The 21730-nt window shown below is 52.9% G+C and carries 16 protein-coding genes and 1 riboswitch; of the genes, 3 read left to right on the top strand and 13 right to left on the bottom strand.

The annotated features are described in order from the left end of the window. Nucleotides 1-9 precede the first annotated feature (9 nt). The 6 genes from I2B62_RS14810 to I2B62_RS14785 form a co-directional block, all read right to left on the bottom strand. A complete protein-coding gene (locus I2B62_RS14810) occupies nt 10-1170 on the bottom strand; it encodes a type II secretion system F family protein (protein WP_243259552.1) in 1161 nt (386 codons plus the stop codon). A 90-nt stretch (nt 1171-1260) separates the two neighbouring features. After that, nucleotides 1261-2034 carry an A24 family peptidase gene (locus tag I2B62_RS14805; protein WP_195269847.1) on the bottom strand — a complete coding sequence of 258 codons (774 nt, stop codon included), beginning with the start codon at nt 2032-2034 and terminating at the stop codon, nt 1261-1263. A 38-nt stretch (nt 2035-2072) separates the two neighbouring features. After that, nucleotides 2073-2528, bottom strand: a complete 456-nt coding sequence (locus I2B62_RS14800) for a type II secretion system protein (RefSeq protein ID WP_195269846.1) — start codon at nt 2526-2528, stop codon at nt 2073-2075. A gap of 51 nt (nt 2529-2579) precedes the next feature. Beyond that, nucleotides 2580-3047 carry a prepilin-type N-terminal cleavage/methylation domain-containing protein gene (locus I2B62_RS14795; RefSeq protein WP_195269845.1) on the bottom strand — a complete coding sequence of 156 codons (468 nt, stop codon included), beginning with the start codon at nt 3045-3047 and terminating at the stop codon, nt 2580-2582. A gap of 299 nt (nt 3048-3346) precedes the next feature. Continuing rightward, nucleotides 3347-3865 (bottom strand): prepilin-type N-terminal cleavage/methylation domain-containing protein, encoded by a 519-nt coding sequence (locus I2B62_RS14790; RefSeq protein WP_195269844.1) that lies wholly within the window; start codon nt 3863-3865, stop codon nt 3347-3349. Nucleotides 3866-4044: 179 nt separating this feature from the next. Continuing rightward, a riboswitch (cyclic di-GMP riboswitch) is annotated at nt 4045-4138 on the bottom strand. A 258-nt stretch (nt 4139-4396) separates the two neighbouring features. Further along, nucleotides 4397-5689 (bottom strand): O-antigen ligase family protein, encoded by a 1293-nt coding sequence (locus I2B62_RS14785; protein WP_195269843.1) that lies wholly within the window; start codon nt 5687-5689, stop codon nt 4397-4399. A 220-nt stretch (nt 5690-5909) separates the two neighbouring features. Between I2B62_RS14785 and I2B62_RS14780 the strand changes: the two genes are divergently transcribed. Next, on the top strand, nt 5910-6167 hold the full coding sequence (locus tag I2B62_RS14780; protein ID WP_195269842.1) for a hypothetical protein: 258 nt from the start codon (nt 5910-5912) through the stop codon (nt 6165-6167). Further along, a complete protein-coding gene (locus tag I2B62_RS14775) occupies nt 6151-6531 on the top strand; it encodes a PIN domain-containing protein (RefSeq protein WP_207736026.1) in 381 nt (126 codons plus the stop codon). The genes I2B62_RS14780 and I2B62_RS14775 overlap by 17 nt, the downstream gene beginning before the upstream one ends. Nucleotides 6532-6599: 68 nt before the next feature. Here the strand turns inward: I2B62_RS14775 and I2B62_RS14770 are convergent, their stop codons facing one another. From I2B62_RS14770 to I2B62_RS14740, 7 genes are all read right to left on the bottom strand, one after another. Then, nucleotides 6600-9716, bottom strand: a complete 3117-nt coding sequence (locus tag I2B62_RS14770) for an EAL domain-containing protein (protein ID WP_195269841.1) — start codon at nt 9714-9716, stop codon at nt 6600-6602. 19 nt (nt 9717-9735) lie between these two features. Beyond that, nucleotides 9736-10785 (bottom strand): type IV pilus twitching motility protein PilT, encoded by a 1050-nt coding sequence (locus I2B62_RS14765; RefSeq protein ID WP_195269840.1) that lies wholly within the window; start codon nt 10783-10785, stop codon nt 9736-9738. Nucleotides 10786-10803: 18 nt separating this feature from the next. Then, nucleotides 10804-12480: a GspE/PulE family protein gene (locus tag I2B62_RS14760; protein WP_195269839.1), complete on the bottom strand. Its 1677-nt coding sequence runs from the start codon at nt 12478-12480 to the stop codon at nt 10804-10806. Nucleotides 12481-12600: 120 nt separating this feature from the next. Then, nucleotides 12601-13116: a type 1 glutamine amidotransferase domain-containing protein gene (locus I2B62_RS14755; protein ID WP_195269838.1), complete on the bottom strand. Its 516-nt coding sequence runs from the start codon at nt 13114-13116 to the stop codon at nt 12601-12603. A 1-nt stretch (nt 13117) separates the two neighbouring features. Further along, nucleotides 13118-14971, bottom strand: coding sequence for a GGDEF domain-containing protein (locus I2B62_RS14750; protein WP_195269837.1), 1854 nt, complete (start codon nt 14969-14971; stop codon nt 13118-13120). A gap of 197 nt (nt 14972-15168) precedes the next feature. After that, entirely contained in the window at nt 15169-17571 is a 2403-nt protein-coding gene (locus I2B62_RS14745) for a response regulator (RefSeq protein ID WP_207736025.1), read from the bottom strand. A 1-nt stretch (nt 17572) separates the two neighbouring features. Next, the gene (locus I2B62_RS14740; protein ID WP_195269836.1) at nt 17573-20044 is read right to left on the bottom strand and encodes a response regulator; all 2472 of its coding nucleotides are present in this window, start codon (nt 20042-20044) and stop codon (nt 17573-17575) included. Between the two features lie 173 nt (nt 20045-20217). Here I2B62_RS14740 and I2B62_RS14735 point away from each other — a divergent pair, with 173 nt between their 5' ends. Beyond that, nucleotides 20218-21684, top strand: a complete 1467-nt coding sequence (locus I2B62_RS14735; RefSeq protein ID WP_195269835.1) for a GntR family transcriptional regulator — start codon at nt 20218-20220, stop codon at nt 21682-21684. Nucleotides 21685-21730 lie beyond the last annotated feature (46 nt).

The following is a 21730-nucleotide window of genomic DNA, read 5'->3' as shown; positions in this document are numbered from 1 at the left end:
TATATCCCCCTAACCGATGCTGTTGTAAAGTGTGACGATCGGTACCATAACGGACAGCATGACTGTCCCCACAATCACAGCCATGATGATAATCATCACCGGCTCGATGATCGTGACCATGCGCTGTATCGCCATTTCTGAGTCATAATCATAGGAATCCGCAATGGAGTCCAGCATGGTGTCAAGATTCCCGGTTTCCTCACCGATAAAGATGGTGGAAATCAGCTTTTTATCCATGCCGTCAATGCTGCCAATGGCCTCGGACAGTGTGTTCCCGCTGCGCACCATCTGGGTGGCCGGGCCAAACTGGTCCTCGATGTATTTGTTGCCCACAATACTCGCGCTGATCTCCATGGCGTTGATCATGGAGAGGCCGCTGGAATACAGCGAGCTCAGCGTCCTGGCAAAACGGGCGGTATAGATAATCTTAATGAGCTTGCCGGCCCAGGGCAGGTGTACCTTCATCTTATCAAAGCGCAGCCTGAAGGACGGCACCCCGAGCAGAGCCCGGAAGCCGCCAGCGAGCAGCGCGATCACGATGAGCACCCAGTACCAGTTGGTGGTCATAAAATTGGAAATGCCAATGACCATGACCGTAATGCCCGGCAGTGCTGCGTCCATACCCTCAAACAGGTCAAAGAACTGGGGCAGGATAAAGGTAAACAGCCCGATCACCACCACGACCGTTGCCACTAAGAGCAAAATCGGGTAGATCATAGCGTTCCGGATCTTGGTGTGAAGGCGGTGCTCCTTTTCGTAGTACAGCGCCATCTTGTGCGCTGTCTCGGCCATCTGGCCGCTGGACTCACCCGCCCGAAACATGTTGATGATGAGCTGCGGAAAGGAGCCGTGGCTGCTTTCCATGGCCTCTGACAGCGTAATACCCTGCTGCACCTCCCGGTAAAGGGCCTGGTACACCTTGGCCACATTGGGCTTGATGTTCCGGTCCATCATAATGGAGAGCGCGCGGATCACGGTAATCCCGGAGGCCAGCATGCTCTCAATCTCCCTTGAGAAATCCGAAAGCTCCATGTTCTTCATTTTATAGGCTTTCTTCTCGGTGTCCACCTCGCGGCACGAAACAAGAAACTCGTTCTTCTCCCGCAAAGCCTTACGCAGCGTGCTCTCGTCGATGGCATCTGCCATTCCATTTACTATTTTTGAGTTCATGTTTTTTGCTTTATACTTAAACTTTGGCAAAGCTTCATCGCTCCTTTCGGCCGCTTCATAAGGTTGAAGTCCGGGGTGTCTGCCCTCTCATTAAAGTCCAAAAAAATCCAAATACCAGAAAATAATCTGCATGCCCCACAGCATGGAAACCAGTATGCCCACCGAGAGGTACGGGCCAAAGGCCATATGCTTTTCTCCGCTTTTGCGGACAAGCTTGACCACACCCACAATGCCGCCCAGCACCAGGCCGATAAAGGTAGCCAGCAGGGTGCAGGGCCAGCCGAGGAGAAATCCGGCGACTGCCATGAGCTTGACGTCACCGCCGCCGAAGCCGCCGGGGATGACCATGGATAAAACCAGCATGGGCACCGATATGACAAACACACCGATTACCCGGGAAATAAGGCTGGGCTCCAGAAACACAAAATAGCTGGCCGCCACCGGAAGGATCAGAGCGATCACCAGGCCATTGGGGATGGTCATGGTGTCAAAATCAATGAGGGTGATGGCCAGCAGAATTGCCGCCACGGCAAAGCCGACCACCGCCTGTAATCCAAAATCGTAATGCCAGGCCATGAGCAGGGCCAGCAGCCCGCCGCACAGCTCGGTCAGGAAGTACCGCGGCGCGATCCTCGCCCCGCACTTCCGGCATTTCCCCCTCAGCCACAGATAGCTGAGCAGAGGAATATTATCATAAAACGCAATGGGCTTGCCGCAGTTCGGACAAAAGGACCGCCCCTTAGCCACCGAAATGCCAATGGGCACCCGGTAGACCACCACGTTCAAAAAACTGCCAATCATACAGCCAAAGATAAAAACAAAGGCATACAGGACAAAATAGATCAAGGTCAAAGAATCATACAAGACAAAACCTCCAGGATTGCTATGTGAATTCAGGCATTTTACTTTTGATCATCCTTGGAATAGACCGTTCGCACCTTTCCATCGACAATCACATTTTTTCCTGGTTCAATTATAACATTGATGTTATTTTTAATCATCTCAATTTTATCAATGGAGCCATCCCGGTTATCGTCCACAATGGTCAGCTTGGTGACCCCCACGTAGATGTCGTCCGGCCCCACCAGCTCCCGCAGGTCATCTGCGTCCGGAATGCGGTAAGGGCTCTCCGGCGTCTCGGCGGACTTAAGCTCCGTCGCCCGTATCTGGGCCGCCAGATAAATGGTCCGCGCCTCAGCAATCACCGCGTCCTTTTTGGCGTCGTCGATAAAATGGAGATAGCCCGGGATGATGATCACTGCCAGCAGGGCAATGACCACAATGACGGTGATGAGCTCCATCATGGTGAAGCCAGAGGTATCTTTGATCAGATTTTCAGGTTTGCGGTCAAAGCGCATGACAACACCTCCTGCGGCTGTTTTCGGGTTTTCGGGATAGGGACTGGTGGATTATTTTATTTTTGTGACTTCGGCGGAGCCGCCGGGGGTGATTTTAACAAGATAACTTTGTGATGCATCAATATACTCGACCCATTTAACAATACCATTTGTACTGCTATCAAGCAGCACTCCTATTCTTCCTGTATTCCCTTTATTTGGATCCCATATAATTGGAGGCTCGTTTGACGATATTCTTATGTCCCAAACTTCCAAATCACCTAAATCATTTTTCAAAACATCAATCAACTTATCGCTGACAAAGTCATTATCGCCTTTAAATTCTGTAGACGCCGTCTGTGCCGCCACATAAACTTCTCTCGCCTCGGCAATCGCGGCTTTTCCTTTGGCGTCCTCCACAAATCCCAGCATGGCCGGAATAGTGAAAGCCGCTAAAATCGCCAGGATTACCAGTACTACAATCAGTTCAACCACGGTAAAGCCCTTTTGGTTTTTAAGCAGCTTTTTTAGTTTAGACACAGATTCCACCTCCTGAAATCCTGAAAACACAACAGTTATTCTGCTAAAAAATCAATTGAATCCTATTTTTATGATAAGAAAGCATTTAAAATACTTTTTTACAAATATGCAATAAAGATGAAACCTTGAAAACAGAAAAAAACACTAGCCTACACCTGTTCCGGTCTGCTTTCAATCTTTCACCTGAAAAGCTTTCCCCTGATAAACTGTCAACTACTCTCTTTTCTGGCAATAAAAAAAGCGCCTAAAAAATGGGGAGAAAAGGCCGGCTGCGGCGCTGCAGGCTCGGCCTTATATTATTACACTGTATAACCAGGTGCTGTCTTCATCTTTTCAACAGTAGCTTCACTTCCAGAGGCTTCCATATTTAAAGTAATCAAGTATCCACTTGTAACCCAATATTTCACTTCGGTTACTTTACCATCAGTTACTGTAACCATCCATTCACTACCATTTGTTACTTTATCTCCATCTGTAACATCACCTGATAATTTATTTAATGCACCTTTCTGAATACTAGGCGCTTTTGTATCTCCACTTGGTGATGTTTTAACCCCACTTTGTACAAAAACTGCATCGTAACCTTGAGCATCAGCAGTTTTTCCACCAGCTATAACTTCTGTTACAGAGCCCGAATAAGCCATATAAATTTCTCTCGCTTCTGCGATTCCAGCTTTCCCTCTAGCATCATCAACAAACCCCAACATCGCCGGAATCGTGAACGCCGCTAAAATCGCCAAAATAACCAATACAACAATCAATTCTACCAAAGTAAAACCTTTACGGTTTTTCTTCAGCTTGTTAATCATCTGAATCATTTACATCTCTCCTTTTATGTTCTCTTGTTTACCTTATAAATATAAACCTTTATTTAAACCGTCCGCGCCATGACGATTATAAATGAAGTCATTACCTGCCCCAGCATGCCTTTTTGTTAAAGGCCGCTCAAAAAACAAAAATAGCCGGAAACCACACAGGGCTTTCGGCCGTCTACCGTTTTGGCAGCTGGCTGTCATATCGGACTGGAGCTCCCGACGTAGACCCTGTAGTTTTGCGCCACGGGCTTTCGCACCGCTTTGCCTTTTGAACAATTCTATTCTACAACTGATTCGGACAATTGTCAAGAACTATAAAAACCAGTTACTTTTAAAAACTTTAAAAGGTTCCAGCCATTCACCATTAATACAGGTTTGCACACTTTCAAAACCACATAAATATGCTTTTTTCGCTTCTCTTATAGCTATAGGTTATTATAAATACTGTTTCATTTACCACCAGTATTAAGCTGATGGTAAAAACAGTACGATTTTGGTAAAGCCCTCAATCTTTTTCAAGATTTTTTCAAATTTTCATTTCCTTAAATCATATTCAAATTTTACTTGATTTTCATTGCTCAGCCGCACCACTATTCCGCAGAATATCCAGAAAACAGGCGCTACCGTCACCACCGAGATATTAAAGCAGCCTGCGACCATATAGGCGGCCACACTGCAGATCAGCGGTATGAGCATGGGAGACCTGCGCCAGCTTTTAATGCCCTGGTACAGCGTTGTCCCCTCAAAGGCCAGATAACTGAGCGCTGCAGGGATTCCGCTGCTCACAGCGATGTGCAGGTACTCGTTGTGGGCGCGGTCGATGACGAGATGGTGCCCGGTCACCCGGATAATATCGTTCTCGAAATACTGTCCCATAACCTGTCCCAGCGTCTCAATGCCAAAGCCGGTCAGCGGCCGCAGCTTAATGAGCTCCACGGTTTTTGACCAGATAAAAAGCCGGCAGGAACCGCCCTTTTCCCAGTCGTCCCCCTTGATGGCTTTCGACAGATCGGCAAAAACACTGAAAAGCCGGGCGCCAAATCCGGTGTTTATCAGCAAAAAAACAAGGGTCAGCACGACAAACAGACCGCTCACCACCACGAAACGGCATCGGTTTTCTTTTTCTCTCAGCAGGAACACGCCCAGCAGGATAAAGCCCAGAAAGCTGCCGATCCATGCGCCGCGCGTATTGGTGCACAGCAGGCAGAAGTACACCAACCCACAGGGCAACAGGCAGATCCTGGGGCCTCTGATAAAAGCATAGATGAGAATCGGCAGTGCCAGTGTCAGAAAAGAACCCAGAAAATTGGGGTTGCCGATGGTGGCATAGGACGAACCAGGGCCGCCGTACATTAAAGGATCCTGGGGCTGAAAGTCCAGACCGAATTTCTGAAAAATGCCGTAGAGCGCCACACAGGATACGCCCACGGCATACAACCGCACATGCCAGGGCTTAAAGGTGTAGAAAAAAGCGCCCAGCATCATTAAAATACCATAAAACAAAATGGCGGAGTAGCTCTCCAGCCGGAAGGACCGCCCCTTAAGCGAGAGCATCACATCGGTCGAGAAGGGCAGCGTAATGGTCACGCACAAAAGATACAGCAGCACCAGCTTGACCGGCAGCGGTATTTTAGGTTTCCCGGTAAAATACCCTGTAAGCGGCCGCACATACAAAAGCAGCAGACCAAAAACCAGCACCTCAATGGTCATCAGCTTGGGCATGTACAGGGTATCGCCAAAGGGCGGCACAATGATCATGGGCACCGCTCCGGCAATGACTGCCAGCACCGCCGAGGCGGCTGTTTTAAGCTCGGGTCGTTTCAGCATTATTCTTCCATTCCGTCATTTTATTTTTTCGGCTCCTTCAGTTTATTTTATGGGTAAATTATATTATATTGTACATCTATTGTAAACAACTTGATAAAACGATCCTTTTTTCGGTATAACACGATATTTTTACAGACAATTAAGAATCGCTTGCTAAACTTGTGGCACATCTCGAAATAAGTTATAATATGATTAAACCATCTGAATGGGAGGCGATTGTATGCTGGCGTCAAAAGGTTACTATGACGGGAAAAATATTTTACCCCTTGAAAAGCTGCGTTTAAAAAAGAATCAGCTTGTTAAAATAACGGTTTTGGATGAATATGCCGACGAAAAGGAAATTGCACGCTTAACGGGAAAAAAAGGTTCTTCCAGAGGACTTTTTGCAAAATATGCTAACCCAGAGAAAATCGGTCATGAAAAAAATGCATGGCCAGATGCCGTAAAGGAAAAATATACCGATGACGATGCTCTTTGATGCAAATGCCGTTCTGCGATTCAATTTAAACGATCATGAAGAAATGGCCGATAAGGTAGAAGAAATTCTTCAAAAAGAAACGGTTTCCCTTACGATCGAAGTCCAGGCAGAGATTGTATATGTTTTAGAGAAAGTCTATTCTGTTTCCCGAGAAGATATCGCTGAAGGACTTCTTTCCTTTATCAAAAACGAGAATATTCAATTAACCGTTCCTGATATTGCCGAAACTGCTCTGTCCGTTTTCAGGACTAAAAAACTTGATTTTGTTGATTGTGTTCTGTTTGCCTATCATTCCAATCTTCACTATGAAGTATTTACTTTCGACAAGAAACTACAACGGCTTCTTAAAAATGATCCCATATGAACACATCTTTATAATAATGGCTGCCGGCTGTGCGTTGATTATCAAGCGCACAGCCTTTTTGCATTTTCCTACCATTCCCCATCCAGCTTCTTAAAAAACTCGTCCATGGGCATGGGTCTTGCGAACAGGAAGCCCTGGGCGCTGTCGCACTGGATGCTTCTCAGGAATTCGGCCTGGTTCTGGGTTTCAATGCCCTCGGCCAGCACCTGGAGGTTAAGCTCCTTGGCCATGGCCGCGATGTTTTTGAGAATGACCCGTTCCTTGGACGAGAGGTTTTCCTCGCGGCAGAGGGAGCGGTCAAGCTTGAGCACATCCACGTCGATTTCGGACAGCAGATTTAAGGAGGAGTAGCCTGAACCGAAGTCGTCGATGGAGACCTTGAAGCCGTCGCTTCTCAACTCGCTGACCAGACGTTTCACATAACCGCTGTTCTCGATGAAGATGGTCTCGGTCACCTCCACCTCGATGAGACTGGGATCGACCTGGTAGTTCTCGGCCAGCGCCCGGAAACGCTCGATATAGCTGCCGGATTTCAGATGGAACCTGGACATGTTCATGGAGATGGGCAGGCGTTTCAGCCCTCTGGACTGGCGGTAGCAATGGGTCTTAAAAACTTCCTCGTACACGTAAAAGTCCAGCTCGACGATGAAGCCGTTGCTCTCGAACACGGGGATAAATTCCCCGGGCAGCACAATGTTCCCCCGGTCGTCCACCCAGCGGGCCAGTGCCTCGGCCCCCACCACACGGCCGCTTTCCAGGTCGATTTTGGGCTGCAGGTAGACAAGGAACTCCTTGTCCTTGAGGGCCCGCTCCATCCGCGCCTCGATCTGGCGGGTTTTCAGGATCTTTTCGCCCATGGATTTATTGTAAAAGGCGATGCCGGTTTTGCGGCTGCCCTTTATGGATTTTCGGGCAATATCGGCGTTGTCCATCATTTTACCAATGTCCCGCTCTCCCTCCCGGGCGTGGTACACGCCAATCTGAAAGCTGGGGCGGATGCCTGGAATCACGTAGTCCAGACGCTTGTTGATGCCCTCGACCATCTGGGTGAGCCGCTTGAACAGCGGGCCCTCGCCGGTCCATTCCATCAGGGCGACAAACACGTCCCCGGTCACACGGGCGCAGACCTCGGCGCCGCTCATGGCTACCACCAGGCCGCCGGAGATATAGCGCAGCAGCTGGTTGCCCATGCTGTAGCCGTGAAACTCGTTAATGTAGCGGAACTCGTCGATATCAAAGGTGACCATGGCGTATTCCTTGCCGGTCTCATGGTCGAAGATTTCGGAGGCGTCCAGCTCAAAGCGGCTGAAGGTGGAAATCCCTGTGAGCTTATCCACATACAGGATATTATCCACAAAATTGGAGATATCGTCCATGGCGATGAGGGCGGCCTCGCCGGCGCCACGCCACTGCAGGCTGTGGCACTGGAAATTGAACCAGCGGTTCCACCCGCTCACATAACGCTGCCAGTTTAAATCCGGTGTCTCCTGGGTGAGCTCGTTCAGGCGGCAGAAGGGGCAGGGCGCGTCCAGGCCCATGACGGTCTCGTAGCACAGGCTGCCCACTTTGGCGGCTGGCCGCTCGGCCTTCAAGGAAGCGCTGACAAACAAAAGCTTATAGGTTTTGGCGTCAACCACATGGCTTTTAATGCTCTGGGAATCCACAATGGTGCGGGCCACCTGGCTCTCGTAGGCATTTTCCTTCTGAAGGTGGAATTTATACAGGTTTGCGCTGATAATTTTGGACACCAGGCACACAAATTCTTTTTCATCCTCGCTCCAGCTGCGGTTGTTCTGGCTGCCGGACAGCCCGATGCAGCCCAGGTACCGGCCGTTTTCCACCAGGGTTTTATAAATCCCGGAGTAAACGCCTCTTTCACAGAACAGGGCGCGCTCCCGCGCCGGGAGGGTATCGGCGCTGTACAGTGTGTACAGGCCCTTTTCATCATAGGCTTCGCGGTACCGCCTGTGGTCCTCTGCTCCGACCCGTTCTGTTTTCGGGCAGATGGCAGTGCCGGAATACCAGCTGTACTGGTTTACCAGCTCTCCGCTTTCCGGCTCCTCCACGAAAACGCAGACCCGCTCCACCCCGATGAAACGGCCGATCATGCCCAGGATCAGGGTCATGGACGAGGTGAGGTCCTTGGAGTCGGCCAGGATTTCAAAAATATTGATCAGCACCCGGTTCTCCGCGGAGATACCGCCCTTCTGGAAGACTGTGCCATCGATATTGGTGGCGTGTCCGGTCAGATAGGATCTGCCGCTCATCTTTTTATCGTAGCGGTACCAGCGGTCCCGTCCCGCCATTTTCGCCATGCTCAGGGCCTGGTCGGCGCAGCTGAACAGAGACTCAAAGGTGTCGCCGTCCCTCGGGCAGGCGGCAACGCCCAGACTGCAGGTAATGCGGTAGGACTGGTTTTTCCCCTCGAAGGTATGGTCAAATATGCGGCGGATACGGGTCACCCGCTCGGCGATCTGGTTTTCTGCCACGCCGGGGCTGTAGACCAGAAACTCATCGCCGCCGATACGGCCGATGACATCGCCAGGAGCCGCATGGGCGGTCAGCTTTTCAGCGGTTTCCACCAGCACGGCGTCGCCAAAGATATGGCCTAAGTTTTCATTGACCGCGCGAAACCCGTCGATGTCCACCAGCATCATGATGCCCTCGTCCAGCTTTGTGCCTGCGGCTAGGGCTTCGCTGATTTTTTCGCGGGTCCATTTTTTATCGTAGAGCCCTGTGAGCTTGTCGCACCGGGATTCCTCGATGAGACGATCCTCCCGGCGTTTCTGGTCGTCGATGTCCCGCATGATGCCCACAATCTCGGTTACTCTGCCATCGTCGTCCCGGACAGTGGCGGCGCGGACCAGGGTCCAGTGGTACTGGCCGTCGTGCTCATCGGGCCGGGTCACACGGATAACAATGCCGTCGGCAGTAAGACCGTTGACCAGGCGGATGGTTTCCTCAATATCATCGGGGTGCACCAGGTTCCCCAGGTGCAGGGCCTCGATGTAGCGCTCCACCACCATCGGGTAGTGCACGTACTGCCCATTTTCCAGCCTGGCTTCATCGAACAGCATCCGGTCCTCGTCGATATGGTACTCAAAGATGATGTCTCCGGTGGTTTCCAGTATGATACCATAGCGTTCTATTTTCTTTTTCAAAACTGATGACTGCTCATTGCTCATGTCAATCTTACTCCCTTATTTAAAAGTATTGGTTGAACTCGTTTTTATCGGACGACCACTGGAGGCCGGTATCGAAGCCGATTTTTCCTTCCTTGACCAGCTTGGCCAGGTGGCTGTTCAGGGTGTTCATGCCGTCCCGGCTGCCGGTCTGCATGGCTGAGGAAAGCTGATGGGTTTTGTTCTCACGGATAAGGTTGAGCACCGCGTCGGTGCCGGTCATCACCTCGAGGGCGGCCATACGGCCTTCGCCGGACGCCAGCGGCACAAGCTGCTGGGTCACAACGCCCTTCAGGGTGCTGGCCAGCTGTGTCCGTATCTGCTGCTGGCTGTGGGGCGGGAACACGTCGATGATACGGTCCACGGTGTTGGCGGCCCCGATGGTGTGCAGGGTGGACAGCACAAGATGGCCGGTTTCGGCTGCGGTTACCGCCGCTGAGATGGTTTCGTAGTCCCGCATTTCCCCTACCAGAATAACGTCGGGGTCCTCACGCAGGGAGGAGCGGAGCGCGCCTGAAAAGGAGGACACATCCACGCCCACCTCACGCTGGTGGATCATGCTGAGCTTATGGTAATGGCGGTATTCCACCGGATCCTCAATGGTAATGATGTGCTTGGCAAAATTGATGTTGATGTAGTCGATCATGGCAGCCAGCGTGGTGGATTTCCCGCTCCCGGTGGGCCCGGTGATCAGGATCAGGCCTCTGGGCTCAGCGGCCAGCTTGCGGATAATGGGCGGCAGGCCCAGCTCCTCAAAGGTGGGGATGGTATCGTTGAGCAGACGCACAGCGGCACAGAGCTCATTCTGCTGGCGGTACACGTTCACCCTCTGTCTGAGCCCCTCAGGGGTGACAAAGGTAAAGTCCGCGTCCTCGCCGTTCTTGATTTTCTCGCGGTTCATCTCGCTGAGCATATCGACGATCATTTCGCCGATCTCCCGCTTGCTCATCTCAAAGGGTCCCTTGACCAGCACCCCGTTGCTTCTGAACACCGGCGGCAGATCTGTTGTCAAATGAATATCGGAGCAGCCTGTCTGGCGGCCGTAATTGATTAAGTCTAAAATGGTTGGCATATCTTTCCTCGCTTTTATTTATTCCACGTAATACGTAACCTTCAGCAGCTCTTCCATGCTTGTCACGCCCTGCTCGACCAGCTCGACCAGGCTCTGGCGCAGGCTGGTGGTTTTATGGTTAACGGCCACATATTCATAGATATCCTCGATGGGCGTCTGGCCTGAGATCATGTTCCTGATGGTTTTGTCAATGGCTAAAATCTCATGGACGGCGATACGCCCCTTATAGCCGGTGTGGTTGCACTGGTGACAGCCCCGGCCGCGGTACAGCACAGGGATGTCCCTGCCCAGAAGCTCCCGCTCGGCCTCGCTGGGGGTATAGGCTTCCTTGCAGTCCGGGCAGATTTTCTTGACCAGCCGCTGGGCCACCACCCCGGTCAGGGAGTTGGCGACCATGTAGGGCTCGACCCCCATATCCACCAGACGCACAATGGTGGATACGGCGTCGTTGGTATGCAGGGTGGAGAGCACCTGGTGCCCGGTGATGGCGGCACGCACAGCGATGTTGGCCGTCTCTGAGTCACGGGTTTCACCGACCATGATGATGTCCGGATCCTGGCGCAGAAGGGAGCGCAGGCCGCTCTCAAAGGTGAGGCCGGCCACGTTGTTGACCTGGGTCTGGTTGACGCTGTCGAGGTTCCGTTCTACCGGGTCCTCGATGGTACAGATATTGACGTTTTTGCTCGAGAGCATTTCCAGAACCATGTACAGGGTGGTGGTTTTACCGCTCCCGGTCGGCCCGGTGATGTAGATGATGCCGTGTGGGCTCTGCAGGATCTGGCGCATGCGGGCATAGTTGTCGTCGTTCATGCCAAAGGTACCGGAATGGTCGAGCTTGGTGTTCTGGTTCAGGAAACGCAGCACGGCCTTTTCGCCGTAGACGGTCGGGATAACCGAAGTACGGATATTCATCTCAATGCCCTTGATCCGCGCGCGGAAATGGCCGTCCTGGGGCAGGCGCCGCTCGGCGATGTCCAGGTTGGACAATATCTTGATTCGGGCGATGACGGACTGGTGCAGCGCGGTGGCCAGTGTCAGGTAGTCGACAATGAGACCGTCGATACGCAGGCGCACGTTGGTCTTGTCCTCAAAGGGCTCGATGTGGATATCGCTGGCGCCGGTATTATAGCCTTTTATGAGCATGGTATTGATCAGGTTGACAACCGGCGCGTCATCTCCGGCGGCGTCCAGGTCCTCCACGATGGAGACTGTTTCCATATCGTCGGCCATCTCGTTGGCGCTGGTGGCTGCCTGGCGGGCCTCAATTTCCGAATAGCCGCTGTCAATACCCTTAAGGATCGCGTCCTTTTCGGCCAGGACAATGTCGATGGGCATGTTGGTGATCAGCCGCAGGTCCTCGATGGCGTAGAAATCCAGCGGGTCATTGGTGGCGACCAGCAGATGCCCGTTGGAAAACCCTATTGGGATAAGGGTGTATTTCTGCGCAATATTTTTCGGAATTTTGGCGGCTGCCTCCAGGTCTACCTCAATCTGGCTCAGATTAATCACCTGCAGATCCAGGCGTTTTGCCAGCGCGCCCAGCAGCTGGCTCTCGGTCACGTAGCCGTAATCGACCAGAATCGCGCCCAGACGTTTGCTTTTGTCCACTTTCTGATAGGCCAGGGCTTCCTGAAGCTGCCCCTCTGTAATATAGCCGTCGCCGACCAGTATGTCCCCTATACGGATGTTCTTCATGCTTTTACTCCTTAACGCTTTATAATTGCTCTATTATACCATAATTGTGCGTGATCGTAAAAAAATCCCGAAATCCCAAAAACCATTTTTTAGCTTTTCGGGATTTCGGGACCTGCTTTTCTACTTCATCAAAACACTGATGTAATCCTTCATGTACTGCGGCAGATCCGGCGGGCGTCTGGCGGAAATAATGTGGCCGTCCACAATGGACGGGGTGTCGTGCCAGACAGCGCCTGCGTTTTCCATGTCATCCCGGATACCCGGGGTGCTCGTGACGTTTTTGCCCTTCAGGATACCGGCTGAGATCAGCACCCAGCCCGCGTGGCAGATTTCACCAATGGGCTTTCCGGCTCTGTCCATTGCCCGCACCATATCCAGCACCACCGGGAAACGGCGCAGCTTGTCCGGCGCCCAGCCGCCCGGCACCAGAATGCCGTCGTAGTCGTCCGGGTCGATCTCATCAAAGCGGTAGTCGGATACGCAGGGCACGCCGTACTTGCCGATATAGGTTTTTCCCTTTTCCTCGCCGACCACGTGGACGGTCACATTGTCCTCCTCGCGCAGCCGGTGAACCGGGTACCATAATTCCAGATCTTCAAAGTCGTCGCTGATTAAAGCGATAATTTTTTTAGCCATGTTAAAATGCTCCTTTTCGTTTTGTATTGCCATTATTACCCAAAGCATCCTCTAAGGACGCATCATAGACGGTCACGTTGTTCTTTCCGTGGGCTTTCATATAGTAGAGCGCCGTATCGGCCATTCCGTACAGCTTTTCAAAGCCACTTTCCTCACCGGAATAGGCCAGCCCTACGCTTATGGAAACCTCGGTGTGCACATTGCCTCTCTTATAACAGCGGTACATGATCTGGCAGAGCGCACGGGCCTTTTCCACGGGCTCTTCCAGACGTTCCTTGATATCCCGGACAAAAACCAGAAACTCGTCGCCGCCCAGACGGCCCAGAATGGCGTCCTCGCCGAAAATCCCGCTCATTTCCCGGGCAAGATCCTCGAGAACCTCGTCGCCGCCCTGATGCCCGAGGGTATCGTTGACGGTTTTAAAATGGTCGAGATCCACCACCATGATGGCCCCTTCCTGTTCGCCGCGCTGTTCGAGATACTGGTTGACCAGATGCTCAAAGGTTGTGCGGTTGTAAAGCCCGGTGAGGGCGTCGTGGCGGGCCTGGTTGATCAAGGCCTCCCGCTCGCATTTTTCCTGATTGATATTGATGATTTTGCCCACAGCGCGCAGCGGCTGGTTGTGCTTATTGTAGATGATCACGCTGGTTCCGCGCACCCACTCAATATTGCCGCTTATCATCCGGGCCTGGAACTCGGTCTCATACCGCGCCTGCTCGGGCGGGCGCCGCCCGATAAGCTTCGCAAAGCAGTCGACCGCCTCGCTTGTTCCCATACTCGTTTTCAGAGACTCAACGGCAAAATGCTCGTTTCGGGCCTTTCCCCCGAAATACGGGGCGTAGGGCTCAGAAACCATGATGCTGTCGTCGCTGTAGTCATATTCAAAAATCAGCTCACTGGACATTTCCGAAAGCACCCGGTAGCGCTCATAGTCCAGGAGCAGCTGGCGGTTGCGCTGGATACGGATATACATGGTCAGACCTACCACCACTGCCAGCACCAGGCCGATCAGCAGGGCCGCGATAATACTCTCAATGGGATTGGCCTTGATAAAGCGCTCCAGGGTGACCCGCTGGCTGTCTGCCGGGTTAAAGTATTTCATATAGAGATCGGTGGCGTAGTTCGGGTCCTTCTCGTTGATGGTTGACGTGGCGGTGTTGATGCCGCTCACGATCTCCGAGTTGCCCTTGGTCACAGCAAAGTAATAAGGCCTGCCGTCAAACCGGGCGATGAAGCGCTGATTATCGCTCGGCGTCACATCGGACCCCAGAACAGCGTCGATCTCGCCCTCGTTCAGGGCTTTCTGCCGCTCCTCGTCGTTCTCAAAGGATACAATCTGCACGGTGATGCCGTTGGCTTTGCAGAAATCCTCCAGGGCCTGTATCCGGCGTTTGGCCGTTGCCAGCACGCCGACCTTCATGTTTTCAAAGGTTGAATAGTTGGTGGCGTTGATGTTGTTATTGTCCTTTAAAACGGCCAGCGTCGAGTAGCTGTAGCCGCAGTTGTACTCAGGAAAGTCGTAGTCCTGGGCCAGCTCATCCGAATAAAGCATGCCGCCCATGATATCGACCTCGCCGTTTTTCAGGTCCTCCATCATTTGAAGCAGACTCTCGTTGCTGTCGTCCCCGGTGATGAACTCATATTCCCATCCGGTATATTTTGCGATTTCCTGAAGAAATTCATAGCTGTAGCCGGTATGGTTTCCCTTTTCATCTGTATTGCTAAAACCCTGCTGGTTCGGAAAAGCCACCCGAACCACCTTTTTTTCCTCAGCGTGAACCGGCGACGCAGCAAAACAAAAAACCAGGCACAAAACAAGGCCGGCGCTGCATAGCCTCCTAAAGAACTGTCTCACTTTTCTTCCTCCTGCCCCTCGGCGGATTAATTTCTCTCATTAATTACCAGTATTACTCTTTATTATATACTCATTAAACCAAATATACAATTTTTTTATCTTAAAACATTGCCGTTCCTTTTTTTATTCTTTTTTCTCTTAATAAAATAAAACCTGCCCGGGCATCCAGACAGGATACCGGGACAGGTTTATGGATGCTATGATTTACCCGGCTTCAGCCAGCGGTGCAGCACCTCGGACAGGCGGGCTGTGTCAATGGGCTTGTCGAGATGCTCATTCATGCCCGCGTCCCTTGTCCTCCGGCGGTCATCGGCAAAGGCGTTGGCCGTCATGGCGATGATGGGCATGGTCTGGATGTCTGACCGGGGAAGGGCCCTGATTTCCACGGCTGCGCCGCAGCCGTCCAGCACAGGCATCTGCATGTCCATAAAGATCAGGTCGTAGTAGCCCTCGGGTGAGCGGGATACCATCTCCACCGCAATTCTGCCGTTCTCGGCGGTTTCCACCGTGATTCCAAGCTGTGAGAGCAGCTCCACGGCGATTTCCTGGTTGAGTTCATTGTCCTCTGCCAGCAGAACACGTTTTTTTACATATTGGCGCTCTGTTCTCTGAATGGCCGGGCCGGGCTCGTGGGGGGCATCCTCCAGAAACTGGCTGAGCTTGTAGGCCAGGCGTGAGCAGAAGAGCGGTTTGGTGATAAAGTCGTTGGCGCCTGCGCTCACAGCGGCGTCCATCTGATCGGACAGGTCATAGGCGGAGATCACAATAATCGGCAGCTTGAAGCCCAGGCTTTCCCGGATCCTCCGGGTGGTCTCAATGCCGTCCATTCCCGGCATTTTAAGGTCAATGATCAGCGCGAAGTAATCCTGACCGGCGCGGTGGGCCGCTTCTGTCTTTTCAAGGGCTTCCAAACCGCTCAACACCCATTCGGGCTTCATGCCCATGCTTTCCAACCGCCTGCAGGTATTGCGGCAGACAATCTCGTCATCGTCTGCCACCAGCACCGGCAGTCCAGCCAGGTGCTTCTGGTCGAGGACTTCTTCCTCCACCTTCAGGTAAACGATCGCGGTAAAGCGGCTGCCCTCGCCGTACACGCTTTCCACCTTTATGTCCCCGCCCATGAGCTCTGTGACGCTTTTACAGATGGACAGCCCCAGGCCGGTTCCCTGCACCGGCTGTATCTTCTGATCGTTTGCCCTCTCGAAAGGGTCAAAAACCCGGGCGAGAAATTCCGGCTGCATGCCGATGCCGGTGTCGGACACCGCAAACTCGTAGCGCCTGAACCCCGGCGTTTCCGAAGGCCCCTCATTGATTTCCAGCAGAATGCTGCCGCCCGTGGGCGTATATTTTACTGAATTGGAAAGAAGGTTTACCAAAAGCTGCTGCAGACGCTGCATATCGCTGATGACAATCTCGTTGGGAATGTCGTTGATATGGATGTTAAAGTTCAGCTTCTTTTCTTGCATCTGCGGCTGTACCATGGTTACCACGCCGTACACCAGGTCGGCCAGGTTCACCTCCTCCTCTGTCAGAAGGATGCGCCCGCTCTCTATCTTGGACATGTCCAGCACCTCGTTGATGATGCTGAGCAGTAATTTGGAGGACACGCTGATTTTCTCCAGACAGTCCCTGACACGCTCGGGGCTTCCGATATAAGAAGTCGCAATGGTGGTCATCCCGATAATGGCATTCATGGGTGTGCGGATATCGTGGCTCATCCGTGAGAGAAAATCGGATTTCGCGCGGCTCGCCACCCTGGCGGCCTGAAGGGCTTCCTGAAGTTCCTTTCTCTGCCGTTTTTCGTCCCGTACCTCGGTCACGTCGGTCCGGGTCAGAAGCCAGATGTTTTTCGCCCGGTCAAAATAGCTGAAGCGCAGCTTTTTATCCCGCCGCTCACCGTTTTCCACCACGGTACAGAAGATCACGTACTCGCCGCTATTTTTCAAATGCGCCCCTGCGTTGGCAATGCTGAGCTTCTGGGTCAGGCTGTCGCGCTCTTCCTCGGGCACGTACAGCCTGTGAAATTCCGCGACCTCCTTTTCGTAGTCGTCGCTGGCAACCGGTGGCAGCGGCGTACCGGTCGAATCGTTGGACGAGTACATGACGTAGCTGTTTTTATCAGCCTCGATGTAGACCACATAGTCGTACTCTGTCTGCACAGCGGTTTCCACAATGGCGGCCTTGCGGTCTGAGTTGGCAAAACGGCTGGTGAGCATAATCCGGTCCGGCCTGTCCCCATTGCCGGCAATCCTGCTGACATGGGCCTCATGCCACTCAAAACCGAAATGCGTATTTTTAAAGCGCATGTCAAAATCCCTGTTTTTCTGGCCAGAGATGCAGAACTGCTTTAGGGCGCGAAGCGAAAGCACCTCATCCCACCAGTCCATATCGGGCATGTAGATGAAGCTTTTCATATAGGTGTCGCAGAGCTCTGAATAGTCCAGAACACGGCCCTCCCATTCCGGCGTCATGGAATCGCGTAAAATTTCCACACGGTTCTCCTCCGGCGTGATCACCCACATGGTGTCCATGAGCCCGCGAAAGCTGTCCAGCAGCTCGGTTGTACTCAAATCTGGTGTCTGCATCTCTTCTTCCTCCATTTTATCTCCCTGGCGAATCGGGTGGTGTCGGCCTCAGATACTGCCGGAGCATTTTGTATAACACCGCCGGCTCAATGGGCTTTGATAAATGTGCGTTCATGCCTGCGTCCAGGCTTTTCTTTTTATCCTCATCGTAGGCGTTGGCTGTCATGGCGATGATGGGGATGGTGCCGGCGTCGGGGTGTTTCAGCGAACGGATGGCTCTGGTGGCCTGGAGTCCGTCCATGACCGGCATACTGATGTCCATGAGAATTGCATCGTAGGCCCCGGGCGCAGCCGACTCGAATTTTTCCAGACCGATCTGCCCGTTTCCGGCACATTCCACGGTCATGCCCGCTTCCTCCAGCAGGTAAACAGCGATCTCGGTGTTCAGCGCATTGTCCTCACACAGCAGCACATGGCCGCAGAGCGGCTGTTCCGCCTCCGCCGGCGCCTCTGGAATGACACGCAGGTTGCTGGCTGTGAGCAGCGCGTCATAGAGCGCGGACTGGAAAAAGGGCTTGCTGAGCAGCGCGTTGGCGCCGGCCTTACGCGCCTCTGTCTCGACCGCGCCCAGGTCATAGGCTGTGATGATAATGATCAGCACATCCGGCCCCAGCAGCTTCCGGATTTGCCGTGTGGTCTCCAGCCCGTCCATCCGGGGCATCTTCCAGTCGATAAAGCAGACGTCAAAATCATCGCCGCTCTGGTGGCTAGTCTCAATGAGCCTTACCGCCTCAGCGCCCTCCAGCACCCACTGTCCGGCAATGCCCATGCGTTCCAGCAGCAGCGCGGCATGCTCACAGGTTCCCTCGTCGTCGTCCACAATCAAAACCTTCAGATGCGCCACGTCCTCCTTTGGTTTTTCCGGCTTCCTCTGCTGCGGCAGGCTCATGGGAATCTCCACGGTAAAGCGGGAGCCTTCCCCATACTCGCTTTCCACCTCAATGGTACCGCCCATGAGCTCGACCAGGTTTTTGGTGATCGACATGCCCAGGCCCGTGCCATTCTGCTGGCGGGTCATGGACTGGTCTTCCTGCTCGAAGGGTACGAATATCCGTTCCAGAAACTCTTTCTTCATCCCGATTCCAGTATCTTCCACGGTAAACCGCATGACCACCTGGTGCTCTGACTTGGGAGTCTGCTCGACCCAGAGCCGGATACTGCCGCCGGCCGGGGTGAACTTTTCAGCGTTGGACAGCAGATTCAGAAGAATCTGCTGGAGGCGCATCCGGTCACCCATCAAAATTTCGTTTTCGACATTGGAAAGCCGCATATCAAATTTCTGCCGCTGCTGCTCACAGTTCGCCGCGCACACTGCCGATAAATTCAGCAGCAGCTGCCGCAGCTCAAAGGGCTCATTGTTAATGGAAATTTTTCCATCGCTGATTTTAGACATGTCCAGCACATCGTTGATAATAGACAGCAGATGGCGAGACGATATACCGATTTTGGTCAGACAGTCCTCCAGGCGTGCCCGGTCGTCGATATGGGCGGCCGAAATGGTGGTGAGGCCGATAATGGCGTTCATCGGCGTCCGGATTTCATGGGACATGCGCGACAAAAACTCGTTCTTTGCCCGGTCTGCCTTTTCCAGCGCTTTGGAAATTTTCTTTTCCTTTTCCAGTGCGTCCATCAGCCCGACCTGCAGGTTTTGTTCTTCTGTCATATCGGTATAGGTCGCGTAATAGGTCCGGTAATCGGAATGCTCCTCGCACAGGCTTATGTCCGCACTTACCCATACATAGCTGCCGTCGCCGCGGAGCAGCCGGTATTTTTTCACGCTGAAATGCTCCAAACCATATCCCTCTTTGTATTCACGCCGTACCCGGGTGCCGTCTGGTTCTGGAATATTCGCGAAAAAATCGTCAAAATACTGCCCCTCCAGCTCCGCGCTTTCCCGGTCCGGCACCCGGGCGTTCTCCGCAGTGCGCGGCAGCTTCAATATGCGGTACATGCCCAGATTACCGTACAGGGGGCGGGCGCTTCCGTCTGGATACAGGCGTACCAGAATAACGCCGGCTGAGATGGAATCCAGAATATTATAGGCCGTCTCTGCCCTTTTCTCCGACAGCTCCAGCGAGGCTTCCATACGCTTCTGGTATTCCTCGTTGCGCCGCGCGTAAAGCTTCTTAAGCAGAAAGGTTCCGAGCATTCTGGCGATAAACGGCAGGACGCTTTGGGCCTCCGGTTCACACTGGCCGCCGGTCATGCCCCAAAAGGCCAGTGCCTCTCCGTCCTCCTCGATGGGGACCTGTAATGCCTGGCGCCCAGTCTCCTGTTTTTCGGGCAGCGCGTTCGTCCCGGGCGCGCACCAGCAGTAGGTGTGCTCAGGCGCGCCGGCAGCTTCCGAATACTCGGCGACATAGACCGTATCTGCTCCAAAACAGACGCCGACCTTCTCAAGCGTCTGCCGGACGGCCACATCAAAGTCTGGCTCCTGCCAGAATATATCCATAATTTCCTCTTTCAGCTGATTCAATTTCTCACTCATGCGCGCTCCTTTCACACGATAGCCTGCCCATACCAAGCTCATACCTTGTTCATATATACCTCAGAATTAATCTCTAGTATAGCGCATTAAGCAACAAAAATCAATCCATATTGGCCTTTTGCGCTCGTAGATGCTAAAATGAAAAGACCAACAATGATCAGGAGGTAAGGGTCTTGCCAAATAAACAGAGACGGTCTAATTTAATCTACGAGTATTTTATTCTGCGCTTTTGGTTTCAATATTATAAATATGGCGATACACTTCCCTCCATCGACAGCCTGTGCCGCGAGTTCAGCGTGTCCTCCCTCACCGTGAAGGAAGCCTTCAGCCGTATGCGGGCCGAGGGCTACATTTCCACACAGCAGCGCCGCAGCACTGTCGTGACCTTTAAAAAAACGGACGCCGAGCTCAAGGCCTACGCGGCCGATTATTTTTCAAAACGGAAAACGACCTTTCCGGATTTGTATCAGTCCACGGAGATGATTTTTATCCCGCTTCTCATCGAGGGCTTTCTCCGGATGGACGAAAAGGATTTTGACTGCGTCTACCGCTGGGCAGAAAGGTCCGGCCCCGATGACCTGACCAGGATTTACTGCTTCGTTCTGCAAAAAATGGATAATCCCCTGATCATGAACCTGTTCTGGGAAACCTCGCTGTACCTGGGCCTGCCCTATCTCAGCGAAAAAGACAGCGCCGGCCCCTGCAGCACAGATATGATGCGTAAGCGGATAGAAACGGTTATCCGCTGCGGACAGATGAAAAACCCGCGCCGGATTCTTGAGGCGCATCTGACTTTTCAGAAGGATGTATCCAAAAAACTGACCCAGTACATGGGCCGGCAGACAGCTACCGCAGCCCAACAGGAGACCGTACCCTTCACATGGCGGATCTACCGTGACCGGCCCCAGATCTGCCACACGCTGGCGGTGCATATCCTGCACGAAATTTATTCAGGACAATACCGCAACGCGGATTTCCTGCCCTCCTATACCCAGCTGGCAAAGCAGTACGGGGTGTCGGTCAGCACCATACGGCGGACCGTCAGCCTCCTGAGCCAGATCGGCGCGGTGCGCACCATCAACGGCAAGGGCATCCGTATTTTTTCCCTGAACGAGCGCAGCGGTAAGCCTGATTTCAGCCAATCTGCCATCCGCCGGAACATGGCTCTCTTTATCCAGTCTTATGAGATCATCACCTATACCTGCAGAGCGATTGTCCGGACCGTTCTGCCGCTGCTCAGCGACAGCCAGCTGGAGGCGCTTCTGCTCCAGCTGGAGACGAACCTGTCCACTGGCAACAGTGTTCACTCGCCGGGGTCCATCCTGACCCGCATCATTGAGCACGCTCCTCTTCAGGGCATAAAGGAAATTTACGGCAAGCTGTACGGCCTGCTCTTCTGGGGCTACCCGGTGAGCCGCTACGAACGCTCCGCCCGCCTCGACCTGCAGATGTCCGCCTTCACCAAAGCTTCTGTGGACGCCCTCAGGGCAAAGGATTTTGACCAGTGTGCCAGGCTGCTCAGCGGCCTGTTATCCCGAGAATTTAAAGAAGCAGAGGCCTATCTGCTCAAAAACGGCTTTCAGCCCGATGAGACCCGTCTGTCGCCGTCAGTCCGCCTGTTAAGCACAGAGCCTGAATAAAAGCAGACCTTGCAAAAGCTTAAAAAATTCTAAAATTTTAGCACTC

This window comes from Eubacterium sp. 1001713B170207_170306_E7, from assembly GCF_015547515.1.
Lineage (GTDB): Bacteria > Bacillota > Clostridia > Eubacteriales > Eubacteriaceae > Eubacterium.
The sequence above is the reverse complement of the archived record's forward strand: the minus strand, read 5'-3'. Positions and strand labels throughout refer to the sequence as shown.

Bases quoted from the DNA above. Each gene is read 5' to 3' on its own strand.
- I2B62_RS14745 (WP_207736025.1), bottom strand. From the start codon at position 17,571: ATGGAGGAAGAAGAGATGCAGACACCAGATTTGAGTACAACCGAGCTG.
- I2B62_RS14810 (WP_243259552.1), bottom strand. From the start codon at position 1,170: ATGAACTCAAAAATAGTAAATGGAATGGCAGATGCCATCGACGAGAGC.
- I2B62_RS14785 (WP_195269843.1), bottom strand. From the start codon at position 5,689: ATGCTGAAACGACCCGAGCTTAAAACAGCCGCCTCGGCGGTGCTGGCA.
- I2B62_RS14760 (WP_195269839.1), bottom strand. From the start codon at position 12,480: ATGAAGAACATCCGTATAGGGGACATACTGGTCGGCGACGGCTATATT.
- I2B62_RS14775 (WP_207736026.1), top strand. From the start codon at position 6,151: ATGACGATGCTCTTTGATGCAAATGCCGTTCTGCGATTCAATTTAAAC.
- I2B62_RS14770 (WP_195269841.1), bottom strand. From the start codon at position 9,716: ATGAGCAATGAGCAGTCATCAGTTTTGAAAAAGAAAATAGAACGCTAT.
- I2B62_RS14800 (WP_195269846.1), bottom strand. From the start codon at position 2,528: ATGCGCTTTGACCGCAAACCTGAAAATCTGATCAAAGATACCTCTGGC.
- I2B62_RS14755 (WP_195269838.1), bottom strand. From the start codon at position 13,116: ATGGCTAAAAAAATTATCGCTTTAATCAGCGACGACTTTGAAGATCTG.
- I2B62_RS14740 (WP_195269836.1), bottom strand. From the start codon at position 20,044: ATGAGTGAGAAATTGAATCAGCTGAAAGAGGAAATTATGGATATATTC.
- I2B62_RS14780 (WP_195269842.1), top strand. From the start codon at position 5,910: ATGCTGGCGTCAAAAGGTTACTATGACGGGAAAAATATTTTACCCCTT.
- I2B62_RS14765 (WP_195269840.1), bottom strand. From the start codon at position 10,785: ATGCCAACCATTTTAGACTTAATCAATTACGGCCGCCAGACAGGCTGC.
- I2B62_RS14790 (WP_195269844.1), bottom strand. From the start codon at position 3,865: ATGATTCAGATGATTAACAAGCTGAAGAAAAACCGTAAAGGTTTTACT.